Here is an 18,515-nt window from a genome sequence, read left to right as displayed (position 1 = left end):
TGTATTGTTTCTATCTCAACCCAAATTACTTAATGTTATCTAATAAGTGACGGATACGTTTGAAGTCACCTTTGCTTACTAAAGAACCTTTACGTAATTTACGCTTTTGTTTTGTAGATTTGTTAGCGAATAAATGGCTTGTGTAAGCACGAGCACGTTTTAATTTACCGCTTCCAGTCTTTTTGAAACGCTTTGCAGCGCCACGATGTGTTTTCATTTTTGGCATGGGGTGTTCCTCCTCGTTCTATTACTTTTCGTTTTTAGGTGCCAAGACTAAGAACATGCTGCGGCCTTCCATTTTAGGAGCCGATTCAACTGAACTTACATCTTCGCAAGCTTGTGAAAAACGTTCAAGTACTTTTTGGCCAATCCCTTTATGAGTAATGGCACGACCTTTAAAGCGAATAGACGCTTTCACTTTGTCACCTTTTTCAAGGAACTTGCGTGCGTTACGAAGTTTAGTGTTAAAATCATGTTCATCAATTGTTGGACTTAAACGAACTTCTTTTAAGTTTACAACTTTTTGGTTTTTACGAGCTTCTCTTTCTTTACGTTGTTGCTCATAGCGGAATTTACCGTAGTCCATAATACGACATACCGGCGGTTTCGCATTTGCAGCAACCATTACTAAGTCAAGATTTACTCGTGAAGCAATTTCTAATGCTTCATTTTTTGATTTAATTCCTAATTGTTCACCATTTTGATCAATTAGACGAACTTCGCGAGCTCGAATGCCCTCGTTTACCATCATGTCCTTGCTAATAAGTAGCCACCTCCAAGGTTTAATGAGCGAATACGCTTGCTTAGACCGATTATTAACTCACACAAAAAAGTGTGAGTACATACTGCACCCACACTTCTATCGTTTTAATTAAGATACGATGTACCTGCTAACTGCTTTATGCGTCACTCAGGTGAGAAGCGGGTGCTTCTTCTTCTGTATAAACAAGTATTCAATTACTTAAGCTATTATAGTATCAACAAAGACAAAAGTCAATGATTTCGTTCTTTTTTCACAACAAAAGTTATTGTATCAAAGGAAAACCATTTATGCAACAGTTTTTTATAAATGTTAGATAAAAAAGCAGAGAATTTCAATTCTCTGCTTTTTTCATTAACGAGATGCTTCTGCTTTTACATTTTGTAAAAAGGCTTGGAAATCCACTGTTTCTGAATTCTGCTCACCATATTTACGTACGTTTACTGCTTTATCTTCTACTTCTTTATCCCCTACAACAAGCATGTAAGGAATTTTTTGCATTTGAGCCTCACGGATTTTATAGCCAATTTTCTCATCGCGAGAATCAAGTTCCACGCGAATACCCGCAAGCTGAAGCTGTTCTTGCACTTCTTTTGCATACTCAAGGTGAACCGTAGGTGATACCGGAATCACTTGAACTTGTACAGGTGCTAACCACGTTGGGAAAGCTCCTTTGTATTCTTCGATTAAGAAAGCTACAAAACGTTCCATTGTTGACACCACGCCGCGGTGAATAACAACAGGTCGATGCTGTTTTCCGTCTTCCCCTACATACGTTAAATCAAAGCGTTCAGGAAGTAAGAAATCCAATTGAACCGTAGATAGCGTCTCTTCTTTACCAAGAGCTGTTTTAACTTGAACATCTAGTTTTGGACCGTAGAATGCCGCTTCGCCTTCAGCTTCATAATAATCAAGGTCAAGCTCATCCATTGCATCTTTTAACATGCTTTGTGCTTTTTCCCACATTGCATCATCATCGAAGTATTTTTCTGTATCTTCAGGATCACGATAAGATAGACGGAATGAATAATTTTCAAATCCAAAATCTTTATAAACCGCTTCAACTAAGCGAACCACACGAATAAATTCTTCTTTGATTTGATCCGGACGTACAAAGATATGTGCATCATTTAACGTCATGCCTCGAACGCGCTGAAGTCCTGATAATGCTCCTGACATTTCGTAGCGGTGCATTGTTCCAAGTTCAGCAATACGGATTGGAAGCTCACGATAGCTGTGAATACCTTGTTTGTACACCATCATGTGATGAGGACAGTTCATTGGACGAAGAACCAGGTCTTCGTTATCCATTTCCATTGCAGGGAACATGTCATCTTGATAGTGCTCCCAGTGACCAGACGTTTTGTAAAGTTCTACACTTCCAAGCACCGGCGTGTAAACGTGCTGATAACCAAGGCTTACTTCTTTATCTACGATATAACGCTCGATAATACGGCGGATCGTCGCACCTTTTGGAAGCCATAAAGGCAGACCTTGTCCTACTTTTTGAGAATTTGTAAATAAGTTTAACTCTTTACCAAGTTTACGGTGGTCACGTTCTTTTGCTTCTTCAAGAAGACGAAGATGCTCGTCTAAATCTGCTTTTGTAAAGAATGCTGTACCGTAAATACGCTGCAGCATTTGATTGTCGCTGTCTCCGCGCCAATAAGCACCTGCTACGCTTAATAGTTTAAACTCTTTAATTTTACCTGTTGACGGCACGTGCACACCTCGGCAAAGATCAAAGAATTCGCCTTGTTGGTAAATCGTCACCTTTTCACCTGCTGGAATCGCATCGATCAATTCAAGCTTTAGTTCATCGCCAACTTCTTTAAAAAGTTGAATGGCTTCTTCACGAGAAACTTCTTTTCGTTCAATTTCAATATTTGAATTAACGATTTTTTTCATTTCTTTTTCAATTCTACCTAAATCTTCAGGAGTAATTGATTCTTCCATATCGATGTCATAGTAAAACCCATTTTCGATAACCGGGCCTACACCTAGCTGTACTTTTACATCTTTGTATAAACGTTTGATTGCTTGAGCCATTAAATGCGCTGTACTATGGCGCATAATTTCAAGCGCTTCAGGAGCATCTTGCGTAATGATTTCAAGACTGCCATCTTGTTCGATTGGCGTACGTAAATCCAGCAGCTCGCTGTTTACTTTACCTGCTAATGCTTTTTTCTTTAATCCCGGGCTAATAGAAGCCGCAATATCTTCTGTTGATGATCCTTTTGGATACTCTTTAACAGCTCCATCAGGAAATGTCATTTTGATTACTTCTGACACAACTTTCCACTCCTTTAACATAACTAATAAACTTTTTGTAAAAACAAAAAACTCGTCCCTTATAAAAAGGGACGAGTTGTGTATACACGCGGTACCACCCTTGTTTCCTCTTCGTATCTTGGATAACCCAAATAACCCGAAGCGGCTCGAGGTTTTATAACGGAAATTCCGTCAGTAATTACTAGAGACGCTGCTCGTTTACTACTGAAGTTTAGAGGTGGTAAGAATATATTCCGTGTTAGGAGATTTTCAGCCTAGATCTCCCTCTCTATAAACCGTAAATATACACTCATGTCCTCATCATAACTTGTGACATATAGCTGTTTTTCAATATGCATTTATTATATTCATTTTCAAAATAGAAATCAACCTTTCACGTTATATTTTGCTTTTGATCAAACGGAAATTCATTTTTTTCGTATAACATCACTTTTTCTTGAAAAATATTTTGAATGGTATAAACAAAACCATGATCATGCTGGTCGCTATACAGATGAATAGCAGCTGGAGATAAACTCAGCAAAGGCGCGATGATAGTTGAGTCTATGTATACTGATTCTTGTTCAGATAGAAAGGCCTCTGCTAGGGCTGCACATTCACGCTCCGGAACATATCTACTGCTTTGGTCGTACAATACAAACTTGTTTTTATTCAAATGCATTACATACACATCGCCTGTAGATGACTGTCTTTCATTAGCTGCTTGACGCAGCTGATGAATAAGAATTTGATAGTCTTGTTCAAGCTTATATTCATCAATCGCCAGCTCAGCATAATAGCGCAGCCGCTCTTGATATTCTTTTAAACGGAATTGGAGAAAAGACTCAAAGGTGAATGTTACATTATGAATGAAGAAGTCTTGAAGAGCCTGGCGGATAAGTAATTCTCTTGGAAGGGAAAATGTTTTTTGCGGAATTTCGCCTCTCTCTCCTTCCATAATCCCCCCCATAATTTGAAGCAGCAAATCTTGTTCTTCCTCTTCTGAATAGAAAAATTGTTCTTTTAATATGTTTACCATCATCTTTTTTTCTTTCTTTTTTAAAATCACGTGCGTTAATACCGGTATCACCATGTCTTGTAAAATGGCCTCTCGATTGTATGTCTCATCAATAACTAAAAGCTGATTATTCACCAACTTCAAGCACTGTGAACCATATGATAAAGCGCTTCGCTTCGCGCATAAAGACTCATATACAATGACTGCGTCTTCTACATATTTAAAGAATATTTTCATTCCTCATAGCCCCCCTTTGGACACGCTTTATTAATGTATATGGGGCAACATGCAAAAAAATGAGCAAGTCGTTACAAGAAATGTAAAACGACCTGCTCATCTATTTCGTTTATTCTCTCCATTCATTTCAACGGGAATGGCTAGAGACTTAATTCGTTCCATGACACGAGCGGCTTTGAGCTCTTCCTGCTCGCCTCGTTGGGTATAAGTCAAATGATGTTGAAGCTCTTTAAAATTTAAATTCGAGCTGAAAAATGTCGGCAAATTTTCGAGCATGCGGAATTGTAAAATGGTTCCGAGCACATCGTCTCGCATCCAGCTCGTTACAGATTCTGCTCCGAGATCATCAAGCATAAGAACCGGTACTTTTTTGACATACTCTATTTTCTCATTGAAGCTTTGATCTTGAAACGAACCTTTTAACTCACGCAAAAACTCCGGGACATACAGAATCGTAGATTTCACTTTCTTTTCGGCTAACGCATTGGCAATTGCTCCAAGAAAATACGTCTTCCCCACACCAAACGAACCGTGTAAATATAAAGCTTTCATTTTCTTATTTGGCTCATATTCTCGCACAAAATCTCTTACTAATTTAATGGCTTCAAATCTTCCCTGCTCAATTTCAATATCAGACATCGTTGCCTGTAAAATTTCTTTGGGCACGTACATACACTGAATAAAAGATTCTTGTTCTTTTCGCTCATCTTCTTGTACTTTTCTAGGACAGCGTTCATACTGTAAATCAATATTACGGCCTTTTACAACCAGCTGAGGGTGATACCCCTTCACCATATTGACACAGCTTTGCAGAGAAGGACATTTATCACAGCATTTGCTCTGATCGATAAATTCATGCATCTTCATCAAGCCTCGGTCGACCATTTGCTCATCTAACTCATGGCGATGCTCTTGCAGAAACGTTTTAACTTCGGGATTAGACAGAATACTGTTTCTTAATGCTTCTAAACGTGCTTTAAAATCCTTTTTGTTCACTAACTGATTTAGTGAATCATTGATAGGCTTCATCTTTTTCACCTCATCTCTATCATACCTGCTTTTTATTCTTTATGCTTTTGTTTTAGCTCTTGATCTAACTGCTTGAGCTCTTCTTGTAGCTTTCGTTTTTCTTCTTCAAATCCATCCACTTCTTTTGAAGGCTGCTTTTTCTCTTCTTTTTCTTCATCGCTCAACCACTCTGGCACCATTTCTTTACGCACAATTTTTCGTCCGGCCGTTTTTTTATTTTGCTTTGCCTCGGTCCAGTTCTGATATTCTTTCTGTTCATTTTTAGCTAAATTCATGGCATCTTGAACAGTTTGTACCTTTTTGCGCGCCCAGTGTCCAGCAATTTTCTCTACATAGCTCTTAGATAATTTCATATCGGACCTTAGCATAACATAGTAAATCAGAACATTTACTACCCCTGGTGAAAGCTTTTGATTAAACATCACTTCTTCAATCATTTGCAAATCTGCTTTTGATGGCTCTGCCCCCCCTGAAAACTCGATCAATAGCTGTCGAGGAGAGGTGACTTCTAGCTGTTGAATGAGCTGCTCTTCCTTAGTCTGAGGCTGCTTTTCCTGCATGGTACGAAGCATAGGAGGCTGAATTTGTTCGCTTAGATTGGGAAGTGCTTCTCCATTTTCAAATTGGTAAAAGGACTGTGCTGCTTTTCTAAGCAATTCAATATCAACTTGATCATTCTCATTTAGCGAATCGAGCACTACATTTTTCATTTGAAGAGGATCAATGCCATATAAAAAAGCTAACTTTTCAATCGCTTGTTTTACTTTAGATGTAATGGACCTTTTCGAAATCATTGAATCTGTTAGGCCTGCTAAAAATAAATCAAAATCAAAGGAATCCGGGCTCATCTCAATAGAAGCACGGTTTGAAGAATCTATAAAGTCCGTTTGAGCATCAGGAGAAAATACATCCTTGCTTTCAGACTGAAAACTTGGAGCCAGCTCCGTTGCTTTAACTGATTTAAATACATCGTTAAATGAATGCGTCACATCTTTGAACGATTGATCATCCACGAGTGAATCCGAAAAATAATTTTTTATTTTTTGAAAGATGGATTTTCCTAGTCGGTTATATAAATATACATTTAACACGCCATCGTTAAAGAACTGATGGGGCGTAAGAGGAGGAATGAGCTCATAAATGAACACACGAACATCATCTTCTTCCTTAATATATGTTTTTAACAAACCAATACCTTCTAATTTTAACCGCTCATGGTAAATAGCTTTCAAATTAATTTGCATCATTGACATTAGGTGATGATGCGTAGACTCTTTTCCCCATAAACGATCTTGTTCCAGCTCGCTCCATAGCGTCATATACAAACCAAAACACGTCGTACCCACCAACGGCTGATAGAGCATTGTTAAAATCTTTCGGTCGTATTCCTGCAGTATGCCGCTCGAACGAACAACATAACGATCGACCGGTATCATTTCTTTCCAATGTTGTTCTTTCATGTCGTTCCCTACCTACTTTTAAAGTAATAGAAATGACAAAAAAAGAGCCTAAAGAATACTTCAATAGCTCTTTTACAGTCGTTCCTTCTTAATTAAATCTTTTAATTCATCAATAAATACATTGATGTCTTTAAATTGTCGGTATACCGAAGCAAATCGAACATAAGAGACTTCATCGATAGCAGCTAATCGCTCCATCACCATTTCTCCTACCACATCTGACTGCACCTCTGATGTACCCTGACTGCGCAGCTCTGTTTCAATATCGTGTACGGTATCTTCCAGTTGTTTTAAGCTTACTTGGCGTTTTTCACACGCCTTAATTAACCCTCGAAGGATTTTGTCTTTGCTGAACTCTTCTCTCGCTCCATCTTTTTTTACAACAATTAACGGAAGTTCTTCTACTTTCTCAAAAGTTGTAAAACGATAGTGACACTCTTCGCATTCACGTCTTCTACGAATAGAGCGGCCTTCTTCTACAGGGCGCGAGTCCAGCACTCTCGTTCCATTGTAATGACAGGATGGGCACTTCATATTCTCAGCTCCAATAATAAACCTTGTTTTTCTTTTTATTTTCTCTCATATAAGTTAATTTTCATCTATGTTAGCCGGCTATTCGCCATTTATTATGATTGTCATCATCATTTCCTTTATCAAACACGATGCTATATTAAAGGATTTACTTTATTCCATCTTATAGAAAACAAGGCTTGAATACAAGTAAAGGAAAAGGAATTTCCCCATTTTATTTCCTGAAATTCAAAAATGATAAGGAACTTACGAAGAAAGAGGAATAAGTTTTTGATCAAAGCTCTTATAAAGCGTACGTACAAGTTCTTTGCTAAAACCAAAATCAACTGGCACCACTTTTGACTCTGTTGTAGCAGAAAAATCGATAGCGGTTTCAAGAGGACGTACGCTAATAATGGTAATCACAACAAAAGCTTTTCTTCCTTTTACAACGTTTAAGCTAATTTCTCCTCGCTCTTCATACGCAGCAAGTATCTCTATCCCTTGCATATGCTTCAACATTTCATGAACTTGCTTAAATGCATTCCCAGCCGTTGTTTTGTAATAATGCGTTTTTAGAGTCGGATCTGAATGACGATCGCTTGTTTCTACATGATTAGAAAATAAAGATTTAACTACTTGTACTACCCCCATGTTGTTATCCCCTTTGTTTTTGCATATTAAAAATTTATATACTAAAAAGAGGTGTGTAATACACCTCTTAACTTACGTAATCAATCGACACTATTAAAGTGCATTCGCTTTAGTTTGTTTTACCTGAACAGGACCCATTCCACGTGGTAATTCAATTGTTTCACGTGTCTGTGCACTTAGAGCATCTGCAATATAATCTGCTGCGATTGTAGGATCTAAATGACCACAAGTATAAACATCGATACTTGCATAACCATGCTCTGGGAAGCTGTGAATCGTTAAATGTGATTCTGAAATAATAACAACGCCACTTACACCTTGAGGTGCAAATTTATGGAACGCTACTTCGCGAACTTCCGCACCAGATTTTAAAGCTGCATCAACAAACGTTTTTTCAATATAATCAATATCATTTAACTTATCGAAATCGCATCCCCATAATTCTGAGATGACATGACGACCCATTGTTTCCATAATGATATTTCCCCCTTTAACAATTTTTAATCGTTAAACATGAAGTTCTTTCGCCATATAGCATGTTAACTACCACGGGGGAAAGTTAGTCCAAAGAGGTCCTAACCCTTTAAGTAGCCACATCACCGAAAGGTACACAAGAAGTTCACGAAACATAGTATACTTTGTTTACATTTATTTTGCAATACGTGTTTTGATTTTATTAAAGATTGTTCCCGCAGATAGACCTATACAAATTACCCCTGTATTCTCGTGAGACAGTGTGTAAAAGCTGCTAAACGACTATTCATTTTTTTATTAAAATTGAGGAAAAGAAACACTCCTTTGCATGATTATCTTATTGCTTTTCCCTATTCTTTTGAATAAAAACAAAAAAAACAGGGCGATAGCTCCCTGTTTTTTTTTAAAAAGCAATCTATAGCTTTCTTAGCTTACTCTTATCTTTGATCCATTACGCATTTCTGCAGCAATATATCTTACCAAATCGACTACGCGCTGAGAGTAGCCCCACTCGTTATCGTACCAAGCTAACACTTTAATTTTATGATCTTCCATTACGATAGTCGATAGTCCATCTACAATCGCTGAATGAGGATTTGTATTAAAGTCAATTGATACGAGTGGTTCCATTGTTAAATTTAAAATATTCTTTAATGGTCCTTCAGCAGCTTTAATGAACGCTAGATTAACATCTTCCATCGTCACAGGTTTCCTTACATCCACAACTAAATCGACAAGCGATACGTTCGGCGTAGGAACGCGCAGCGCCATTCCATGAAGCTTTCCTTTTAAATGAGGAAGAACTAATGAAAGCGCCTTGGCTGCTCCAGTTGTTGTAGGAATAATTGATTGAGCACACGCACGGGCTCTTCGCAAGTCTTTATGCGGGTTATCAATATTCTTTTGATCATTTGTATATGCGTGAACGGTCGTCATTAAACCGTTTTCAATTGTGAACGCTTCGTCTAACACCTTGACAACTGGAGCTAGACAATTTGTCGTACAAGAGGCATTAGAGATAATGTTATGCTGATTCACATCAAACTCTCGTTCGTTTACGCCCATCACAATAGTAATATCTTCTTGTTTACCCGGTGCCGTTAAGACAACTTTTTTAGCACCTGCTTCAATATGTAACTGCGCTTTTTCTCTTGAATTAAATTTCCCTGTTGCTTCAACAACTAAATCAATCCCAAGCTCTTTCCAAGGCAAATTCAGCGGATCGCGTGAATTTAATAGCTGGATTCTTTTACCGTTAACAATTAGCGCATCATCATCACATTTAACATCTCCATTAAATGGTCCGTGTATAGAGTCATATTTGATTAAATGTGCTAATGTTTCTGCTGGATAAGATGCATTTATAGCAATAATATCTAAATTCTCCTCTATAATCGCTGTGCGAAAAACCATTCTTCCTATTCTCCCAAAACCATTAATGGCAATACGTGCTTTCATGGCTATACCCCTCTCTATATGTGTTATACTATTTAACTTTTTATATTGAATAGTATAACATAAATATTTAAAAAGTGAATAATATTAATTTTTTTTAATAAATTATTTTAATTAAGTTTTACTATATGTATATAGCGAGAACAGATATTTAACACATTCTTTTTTAGAAGCTCGTAAATATTCTCAATAAAAAAATCCGAACGAGCTTGATTCTACCTCAAGAATCAAGCTCGTTCGGATTTCCCTTCAGCTAACATACGTTTATCTCAGCCTCTTTAATCTAGCCATAGGGCTAATATACTTAAAAGCTGTTGTTTTGTTTCCTCTACAGGTCCGTTGTTATTGATCACCGCATCGGCTAAGGCTACTTTTTGAATCAAAGGCAGCTGTGCGTGGATACGTGCATAGGCATCTTTCGTCGAGAGATCATTACGAGATTTTAACCTTTCTAGCTGCACAGGCTCATCGACATATACAACCACTACTTTATCGACTAAATGCGTCAAATCACTTTCAAACAGCAGCGGAATATCTAATACCACAGCATCGTATCCTTCCTCGATATACCTTTCCTTTTGAGAAAGCATTTCTTTTCTTACCGCAGGGTGTACAATTGCATTCAACTTTTTACGTTCTTCCTCTTGAGAAAACACAATTCCCCCTAAAGCCGCTCGATTGATCTCCGCATTTTCGTGAAGAATGGCACGGCCGAACGTCTCTACAATTTGGTTATATGCTTCTTTTCCTGGTTCGACGACTTCTTTTGCAATGTGGTCAGCATCGATTACTGGAATATTAATATCTCTCAGCATTCCGGTTACCGTACTTTTTCCACTAGCAATTCCGCCCGTTAATCCAATTACAATTGACATTGGCCTCTCCTTTATCGCTTTATTTAAAATCTAAAAATACCTAAAATAATAAGCAGAACTCCCGGTAAAAAGGAAAACATTTTCATCCATGATAAACGTGAAAAAACTTTGCCAAACTGTATGCCAGCACTTAAAAAAAGTGAACTCATAAGAGCTACAGCAATTGCTAAAGCATACGGCGAATAACCTAATAAAGCTGCTCCAAACCCTGCTCCAAATGCATCAAGAGATAATGCAATTCCAAGTATAAATGCTTCAATCCCAGTGATGGAACCTGAATTATCTAAATCTGCTGCCGTTGGTTTTTTCAATACGTTAATGACTAAGCCAATTGACTTAATTTCAATTTTCACTAATGTTTTTTCTTCTTTCACTCGAGATGAATCTGCCGGACAAAAAAACTGGTATAAAATCCACATTCCAAGTAGAACAAGAATACCTCCGCCTACTTTATTTAGTACATCCACTGAAAATAGATGCGTAAGTACCTTTCCTAAAAACATAGAAAACATTAAAGAAAATGCTGAGCAACATGAAATAATAAAAATGGATTTCAGCGGGATTTTCACCTTTCGAAGTCCGTATGTCAGGCCAACGCTAAAGCTGTCAAGACTTACGGCAAAAGCAAGAATAAGTAAAGAAAATGTTATCATGATGAGAGGACTCCTTTCCTTTCTGTCTATACGTAGTATATGAAAGGAGCCCATCCATTGTTATTTTTTAGCCGGCTGACAATTTGGGCAGATATGTGTTCCTCTACCGCCTACAACAAATTTTTCAATTGGGGTACCGCAAATTTTACAGGATTCGCCTTTTCTTCCGTACACGTAAAGCTGCTGCTGAAACATGCCTATTTGCCCCTGTGTGTTTACATACGTGCGAATTGTGCTGCCCCCTTGTTTCACCGCTTCTTGAAGGGTCGCTACAATTTCTTCGTACAATTTTTCATACTCTTCGTCTGTTAATTGGCTGGCCACTCGTTCAGGGTGAATCCCTGCGCGAAATAGTGCTTCATCTACATAAATATTCCCTAGCCCAACCACGACATTTTGATCGAGTAAAACCGGCTTGATTTTTCGAGAGGTTTTGCCGATTCGCATTTTTAACTGACTTGGATTAAATGTTTCGTCAAACGGTTCAGGTCCAAGGCCAATAAGAGGAGGAAACAGATCTTCCTCTCCCTTTTTAAATAAGTGCATGGTACCAAATTTCCTTACATCCCGGTATCGTAATTCTGTTCCGTCGGTGAAGTGAAAAAAGACGTGTACATGCTTATCTGGTTCGTCTGCATTTTCATGGAGAGCATATTTTCCTTCCATACGCAGATGAGAAACCATCGTATAATCATCGAGTACAATTTTCAAAAACTTACCTCTGCGTTCAACATCTCGAATGGTTTGTCCAACAAGCGCGTCACAAAACTGCTCAACTTGCTCAGGACGTTTGATAATATTAGGCCATTTAACGGTTACACGCTCAATGGTCTTACCACTGGCTAATTCAATCAACGTACGTCTGACGGTCTCAACTTCTGGTAATTCTGGCACGTTTGTCACATCCTTTTTCCACTACTTTGCTTCGTACCAAGTCTTTCCGTAAGAATAATCTACTTTCAACGGAACTTCTAGCTCTAAAGCATGCTCCATTACTTCTGGTACGATTTTCTCTAAAATTTTAATTTCTTCTTCTGGGGCTTCAAAAATCAGCTCATCGTGTACTTGAAGCAGCAGCTTAGCCTGAAGATTTTCATCTTTTAAGCGCTTATCCATTTCAATCATTGCTTTTTTAATAATGTCAGCTGCTGTCCCTTGAATAGGCGTATTCATAGCTGTACGCTCAGCAAAGCTGCGGAGGTTAAAGTTTCGGCTCGTGATTTCAGGCAAGTAACGGCGGCGGTGCAAGAGCGTTGTTACGTATCCCTTTTCTTTTGCATCGCGCACAATCGTATCCATATACTCCTGTACACCCGGGAAGCTTTTTAAATAGCGTTCAATAAAAGTAGCCGCTGCTTTTCTTGTAATTCCTAAACTTTGCGATAAACCGTAATCACTGATGCCATAGACGATTCCAAAATTAACTGCTTTAGCCTGACGGCGCATATTCGACGTTACTTCTTCTCTTTCGACGTGGAACACATCCATCGCTGTTTTCGTATGAATATCTAAGTCATGCTTAAACGCATCAATTAGCTTTTCATCATTTGCAATATGAGCCAGTACGCGCAGCTCAATTTGTGAATAATCCGCCGCAAATATTAACCAATCAGGCTGTGAAGGCACGAACGCACCTCTTATTTTTTTACCTTCTTCAAGACGAATCGGGATGTTTTGCAAGTTAGGATCTACTGAGCTTAACCTTCCCGTTTGAGTTAACGTTTGATTAAAGCGGGTATGAACTTTTCCATCGCTTTCATGAATAACCTTTTTTAACCCTTCGATATACGTAGACTGTAATTTTCCTAGCTGACGGTATTGTAAAATCTCTGGGATAATATCATGGGCGCTAGCTAATTGCTCTAATACATCAGCTGATGTGGAATAGCCTGTTTTTGTTTTCTTTATGACTGGAAGCTGCATTTTTTCAAAAAGAACAACTCCTAGCTGCTTTGGTGAATTAATATTGAATTCTTGTCCAGCGTATTCGTAGATTTTCGCTTCAATTTTTTCAAGCTGTTCTCGAAGATCTTCGCCCATTTCATCCAAACGCGCCCGATCAATTTTCACCCCTTGATATTCCATATCGGCAAGGACAATGGCAAGAGGCATTTCAAGCTTTTCAAACAGCTCAAACTGTTCATTTTCAACCAATTCTTTTTCCAACACTTCTTTTAAATAAGCTACGGCGGCTGCTTTTCTTATAACATGCTCAGCTAGCTGAGCAGCTTCCGCAATGCTTCGCTTAGCTCCTTTTCCATACACAGCTTCATCTGATTGCACTTGATGATATCCTTTTAATTTTGCAATTGTCGCTAGGTCATCATTTGCTTCAGCGGGATTTAAGATGTAAGAAGCAATCATTACATCATGTTCAATTCCTTTAATTTCATGCCCCGCCCATTTTAACGATACAATCGTACGTTTTCCATTAAATACCGTCTTTTTTACATCTTCATCTTCTAGCCATGCTGTAAACTTGGAAGATGAAAGAGCTGTGTCTTTATCAATAAAATAGTGGCCGTTTTTGTTGCTGATTCCAAAACCGAGCAGCTGATTGTGATGATAGTTTTCTTCATAACCTTCTACGATCAGAGCTGCTTCGCTTGTTAACATATCATCGTGAACTTCCTGCACTATTTCAAACGTCAGTTCTTCAAAATCTGCTTCCTCTTCTGCTGATTCACCAAATTTAGCAAGCAGAGAATTAAACCCAAGCTCTTTAAATAAAGAGATGACCTTTGAAGATTCAAACCCGTCATATTTCGCATCTTCTACAGATACTTCAAGAGGCGCTTCGCAATAAATAGTTGCAAGCTTTTTACTCATGATGGCTGATTCACGATTATCTTCTAGCTTTTCTTTTAATTTTTTACCGCTGACTTGATCGATAGATTGCAATACATTTTCAACGGTTTCAAACTCTTTTAATAGCTTTAAGGCTGTTTTTTCTCCAACTCCAGGCACACCTGGGATATTATCTGAGCTGTCTCCCATAAGACCCTTCATATCAATGATTTGCGCAGCCGTGATTCCATATTTTTCATCAATGGCTGCAGGCGTATAGGAATCCACATCCGTAATTCCTTTTCTCGTAATATCTACGGTTACATGCTCTGACACAAGCTGAAGTAAATCTTTATCACCGGAAATGACTTTCACGGCCATTCCTTTTTGTTCTGCTTGTTTTGAAAGTGTACCGATAATATCATCTGCTTCGTACTCAGGCAGTTCATAGCGCTTAATTCCATATGCATCTAATAACTCACGAATAAAGGGAAACTGCTCTGAAAGTTCAGGAGGCGTCTTTTGTCTGCCTCCTTTATATTCTGTAAATGTTTTGTGACGAAACGTTGTTTTCCCTGCATCAAAAGCCACCAGTAAATGCGTTGGCTTCTCTTCCTCTAAAATACGTGTCAGCATTGTAGTAAAGCCGTATATGGCATTTGTATGTATTCCTTTATCATTGTTTAAAAGCGGCAAAGCAAAAAATGCACGGTAGGCAATACTATTCCCGTCAATTAATACTAGTTTTTGTGTCATTCATGTTCCTCCATTTCGCTCTCTTCTTATCTTACCTTTATTTTAGCAAACAATAAGCTTTAAGGACAAAAAGTACTCTTGAATTCAACGTTTTATTTTCATATGGTGATAAGATCTATACATCATAAAATAAAAAACACCGCCTGGTTATTTTAGGCGGTGTAGCATGTGAATGGATAGAAATTGTCAAAAAGAATCGGCGAAAATAGCACGGTTAAAGCTATTTTCGCCTTACATATTGGCTCCTTGGATGAAGGGGTTTCCATGAAAAATTGTATCAATTAATTATTAAGCTACATTAAATAAATTGTAAAAGGAACGTAAACATTTTACATCTGCGGCAAATACTTGTGCAGCTTCACCGAAAAAGTTGTCCCTTTATTGACTTCACTTTTCACTTCAATTTCCCCTTTATGAGCTTCAACAAGATGTTTAACAATTGCTAATCCAAGACCTGTTCCTCCGGAATTGCGGCTTCTTGCTTTATCTACTCTGTAAAAACGCTCAAAAATACGTGAAATTTCATCAGAATCAATACCGATACCTGTATCTTGAACATGAACCGTAATCGTTTCTTCTTCCTCTTCAAGCGAAACGTGAACGGTTCCTCCAGGCATTGTATACATGAGCGCATTGCCAATTAAGTTAACGAACACTTGCATAAGGCGCTGACTGTCACCATCAATCCACGCTTCTTCAGGAAGCGTATCTAACGTTAGAGTGATTTCTTTTTCATTCGCTCGGTTCGATAGCACTGTTATGACCTCATAGAGAAGGGTATTCAAATCTACTGAATGAATGCTTAGTTTAAAACCTTGCTGTTCAACTTTAGATAAATCCAAAAGATCTTGAATCAGGCTCTCCATGCGCTGGCTTTCCGTTAGAATAATAGATAGAAACTGCTCTCGCAGCTTTGGATCTTCCATGGCACCGTCTAACAATGTCTCACTAAACCCTTTAATGGACGTAATAGGTGTTTTTAGTTCATGAGACACATTCGCTACAAAGTCACGGCGCACTTGTTCTAGTTTTTTCAGCTCGGTAATATCATGGAAAACAAGCACAATGCCTTTCCATTCATCGTTTAAGCCAATAATCGGCGCTCCGTAAACATCAAAATATCTTCGTTCAATATTTAAAGGCAAAACGACTTGTTTTCGAACCTTTACTTCGGTCATAAATATTTTTTCCACAAGTTTAATGATTTCTTTGTGCTCAAATACCTCATAATACAAGTGATAAAGGAAGTCGTCCGGATGTATATGAAACTGCTCTTTATAAGCTCGGTTCACTAAGTTTATATAGCCTCGACTATCGATAAGAAGCATACCGCTTCCCATATTTTCAATTAGCGTGCGCAGCCTGTCCTGCTGCATTTCTTGATTAGTGATAGACTCTTGCAGATTACGAGCAAGTGCGTTAATAGACTGACTCAGCATCCCTGTTTCATCTACATAATCTTCATATGTACGAGCTTTATAATTCCCTTTTGCAAGTTCCATAGCCACCTTGGTTGCCGATTCAATAGGACGGGTATAGCGCCCCATAATCTTTACACCTAAGAGTAAAATCACAATCAAAGCTAGACCTAAGCTTCCAATAAGAAGCCCCCAGATTTGCTGATTTACTTGTTTTAATGAATCAAACGATGTACTCAAAACAACAAATCCCTCTTGCTTACCTTCTATAATAAGCGGGATACCATAGTAATATAAGTCGTAATCTTCTTTAATTTGATCAAAGCTTTTTTTGCTGTTTAACTGCTTTTTTAATACTTGTTGGATTACAATACTTTTTTCGATTCTTTGCTGCTTGCTACCTGGATTTGAGTCAACTAATATTTTTCCATCTTTTTGAACGACAGTCGTTCGTACACTTAGCGAATGACTGATTTGATCAACTTTAGATTTTAAAGCAGGACTTGTGATGCCTTCTTCACTAATGTACATTTCCACAAGCTTTGCTTCTTTTTCCATTCGCTCTTGAAACGTTTGAAAATAAAAGTTTTTAAACAACTGCCCCAGCAGCAGGCCAAGACCTACTAATACAATAATAATAAGTACTAATAGAGCCAAAAGTAGCCTTGAACGAAATTTATTCATCTACCTTTGGTTCCTCCAGCTTATATCCTAATCCTCTAATCGTTTTTATATAAACCGGTTTTCGCGTATTATGTTCAATTTTCTCACGCAGATGGCTGATGTGCACATCTACAATTCGCGTATCTCCGGCAAAATCATAATTCCACACTGCACTCAGCAGCTGATCACGAGTTAATACCCGTCCTTTGTATTTTGCCAAATATAATAATAACTCGAATTCTTTCGGAGTAAGCTCAAGCTGCTCTTGATTAAAGTAGGCCTCATAATGATCTGGAAGAATTTTTAAATCACCAATCATGATGCGTTCGCCATCTTCCTCCTGTTCATTTTCCTGAGCAATAATTTGTGTTCTGCGTAAAATGGCTTTTACACGGGCTACTACTTCTCGAGGACTAAATGGTTTCGTCATGTAGTCATCTGCGCCAAGTTCTAGCCCTAATACCTTGTCAAACTCATCGTCTTTTGCAGTTAACATTAAAATAGGCGTCATCACTTTTTGCTGACGAAGCTTTTTACAAACTTCAATTCCATCCATTTTAGGAAGCATCAAGTCTAACACAATTAAATCAGGTTTTCCTTCTAATGCCTTGTTGTATCCTTCTTCCCCGTCTTCAGCTGTTTCTACTGTAAAGCCAGCTTGTTGTAAATTATATTGTAATAATGTTGAAATTGATTGTTCATCATCTACGACTAATAATTTCTTACTCATATTAACGATATAAGCCTCCATCTAGTTAAATTAAACCGCAGCTTCACCCAAATGATATTATTTTCTATTTATCTTCTCTTATCATACAATGTTTTAGCCTCGTTCTCCAATACATTTCAACATTTTCAGAAAATATGGCTAAAGAGCTTCTTCTATATTTATCAATATTTAGGGCGTTTTAAAAATTTTCAAAGTCATGTGTCTCTACTGATGGAAGTCTAAGCGGCGGATACACAAGAAACCGAGCCGTTACTACTTTCTCTTTTTGTTCATTGACCGCTTCTACTTCAATCGTAACAGTTTTAGAAGAAACATCTACCTCTGTGACTTCAAATAAAAATTCAATCGTACTATAATGATGAATTTTTTGGGGAAAGGCAACCGTATGTTCTGCAACATGGCTTCCAGGTCCGGGCAAGTACTTTGAAATGGCTGCTGTCATAATACCGGTAATCATAATGCTTGGCACAATAGGTTTCTTAAAAGGTGTCTGAGATGCATAATCATGCTGAATGTATAAAGGGTTAGAATCATTTGTCAGCCCTAAGTACAATAAGATATCTTTATCTTCAATTCGTTCAGTTAGCGTTAATTTTTCTCCAACTTTTATATCTTCAATACTTCGACCTATTTTTTGTTTTTTACCTAATACCATCATCATTCCACCTTTTGTATAAAGTAATAGTTTTTCTTTATATACAAGAAAAATTCGAGGTTTCCCTCGAATTTTCCTTGTGACTATTGTTTGAATATCTATAAAAACCT

17 protein-coding genes and 2 other annotated features are annotated in these 18,515 nt (G+C 37.9%); all 17 genes read right to left on the bottom strand.

The features are described 5' to 3' along the window. Positions 1 to 25: 25 nt before the first annotated feature. The 17 genes from rpmI to ACMX9J_RS18250 all read right to left on the bottom strand — a co-directional run bounded on the left by rpmI (position 26) and on the right by ACMX9J_RS18250 (position 18,405). The gene (gene rpmI / locus ACMX9J_RS18330) at positions 26 to 226 is read right to left on the bottom strand and encodes a 50S ribosomal protein L35 (RefSeq protein WP_013059426.1); all 201 of its coding nucleotides are present in this window, start codon (positions 224 to 226) and stop codon (positions 26 to 28) included. Positions 227 to 247: 21 nt separating this feature from the next. Then, positions 248 to 751: a translation initiation factor IF-3 gene (gene infC / locus ACMX9J_RS18325; RefSeq protein WP_013059427.1), complete on the bottom strand. Its 504-nt coding sequence runs from the start codon at positions 749 to 751 to the stop codon at positions 248 to 250. A 69-nt stretch (positions 752 to 820) separates the two neighbouring features. Next, positions 821 to 943: a sequence feature (ribosomal protein L20 leader region), on the bottom strand. A gap of 171 nt (positions 944 to 1,114) precedes the next feature. Beyond that, positions 1,115 to 3,073 (bottom strand): threonine--tRNA ligase, encoded by a 1,959-nt coding sequence (gene thrS / locus ACMX9J_RS18320; RefSeq protein ID WP_406900768.1) that lies wholly within the window; start codon positions 3,071 to 3,073, stop codon positions 1,115 to 1,117. Between the two features lie 43 nt (positions 3,074 to 3,116). Beyond that, positions 3,117 to 3,365: a binding site (T-box leader), on the bottom strand. A gap of 60 nt (positions 3,366 to 3,425) precedes the next feature. Next, positions 3,426 to 4,286, bottom strand: a complete 861-nt coding sequence (gene ytxC, locus ACMX9J_RS18315; protein ID WP_416226081.1) for a sporulation protein YtxC — start codon at positions 4,284 to 4,286, stop codon at positions 3,426 to 3,428. A 96-nt stretch (positions 4,287 to 4,382) separates the two neighbouring features. Then, positions 4,383 to 5,315 carry a primosomal protein DnaI gene (gene dnaI / locus ACMX9J_RS18310; RefSeq protein WP_013059430.1) on the bottom strand — a complete coding sequence of 311 codons (933 nt, stop codon included), beginning with the start codon at positions 5,313 to 5,315 and terminating at the stop codon, positions 4,383 to 4,385. A gap of 32 nt (positions 5,316 to 5,347) precedes the next feature. Continuing rightward, entirely contained in the window at positions 5,348 to 6,775 is a 1,428-nt protein-coding gene (locus tag ACMX9J_RS18305) for a replication initiation and membrane attachment family protein (protein ID WP_033579625.1), read from the bottom strand. A 72-nt stretch (positions 6,776 to 6,847) separates the two neighbouring features. Then, positions 6,848 to 7,309 carry a transcriptional regulator NrdR gene (gene nrdR, locus ACMX9J_RS18300; protein ID WP_013059432.1) on the bottom strand — a complete coding sequence of 154 codons (462 nt, stop codon included), beginning with the start codon at positions 7,307 to 7,309 and terminating at the stop codon, positions 6,848 to 6,850. 243 nt (positions 7,310 to 7,552) lie between these two features. Continuing rightward, a complete protein-coding gene (locus ACMX9J_RS18295; protein WP_028411774.1) occupies positions 7,553 to 7,939 on the bottom strand; it encodes a hypothetical protein in 387 nt (128 codons plus the stop codon). A gap of 93 nt (positions 7,940 to 8,032) precedes the next feature. Beyond that, positions 8,033 to 8,413 (bottom strand): adenosylmethionine decarboxylase, encoded by a 381-nt coding sequence (gene speD / locus ACMX9J_RS18290; RefSeq protein WP_013059434.1) that lies wholly within the window; start codon positions 8,411 to 8,413, stop codon positions 8,033 to 8,035. 426 nt (positions 8,414 to 8,839) lie between these two features. Beyond that, positions 8,840 to 9,871, bottom strand: a complete 1,032-nt coding sequence (locus ACMX9J_RS18285; protein ID WP_013059435.1) for a glyceraldehyde-3-phosphate dehydrogenase — start codon at positions 9,869 to 9,871, stop codon at positions 8,840 to 8,842. Positions 9,872 to 10,146: 275 nt separating this feature from the next. After that, on the bottom strand, positions 10,147 to 10,743 hold the full coding sequence (coaE, locus tag ACMX9J_RS18280; protein ID WP_033579624.1) for a dephospho-CoA kinase: 597 nt from the start codon (positions 10,741 to 10,743) through the stop codon (positions 10,147 to 10,149). Between the two features lie 23 nt (positions 10,744 to 10,766). Next, positions 10,767 to 11,396 (bottom strand): sporulation membrane protein YtaF, encoded by a 630-nt coding sequence (ytaF, locus tag ACMX9J_RS18275; RefSeq protein WP_033579623.1) that lies wholly within the window; start codon positions 11,394 to 11,396, stop codon positions 10,767 to 10,769. 60 nt (positions 11,397 to 11,456) lie between these two features. Beyond that, positions 11,457 to 12,290, bottom strand: a complete 834-nt coding sequence (mutM, locus tag ACMX9J_RS18270) for a DNA-formamidopyrimidine glycosylase (protein WP_028411775.1) — start codon at positions 12,288 to 12,290, stop codon at positions 11,457 to 11,459. A 21-nt stretch (positions 12,291 to 12,311) separates the two neighbouring features. After that, a complete protein-coding gene (gene polA / locus ACMX9J_RS18265; protein ID WP_034265607.1) occupies positions 12,312 to 14,939 on the bottom strand; it encodes a DNA polymerase I in 2,628 nt (875 codons plus the stop codon). A gap of 329 nt (positions 14,940 to 15,268) precedes the next feature. Further along, positions 15,269 to 17,041, bottom strand: coding sequence for a two-component system histidine kinase PnpS (gene pnpS / locus ACMX9J_RS18260; RefSeq protein ID WP_028411777.1), 1,773 nt, complete (start codon positions 17,039 to 17,041; stop codon positions 15,269 to 15,271). Further along, a complete protein-coding gene (locus tag ACMX9J_RS18255; protein ID WP_013085192.1) occupies positions 17,034 to 17,750 on the bottom strand; it encodes a response regulator transcription factor in 717 nt (238 codons plus the stop codon). Before ACMX9J_RS18255 ends, pnpS begins: the two co-directional genes overlap by 8 nt. A gap of 178 nt (positions 17,751 to 17,928) precedes the next feature. Next, a complete protein-coding gene (locus ACMX9J_RS18250) occupies positions 17,929 to 18,405 on the bottom strand; it encodes a MaoC family dehydratase (protein ID WP_416226080.1) in 477 nt (158 codons plus the stop codon). Between the last annotated feature and the right edge of the window lie 110 nt (positions 18,406 to 18,515).

The organism is Priestia sp. RMT2NF4 (assembly GCF_047872835.1).
Lineage (GTDB): Bacteria > Bacillota > Bacilli > Bacillales > Bacillaceae_H > Priestia > Priestia zanthoxyli.
The sequence above is the reverse complement of the archived record's forward strand: the minus strand, read 5'-3'. Positions and strand labels throughout refer to the sequence as shown.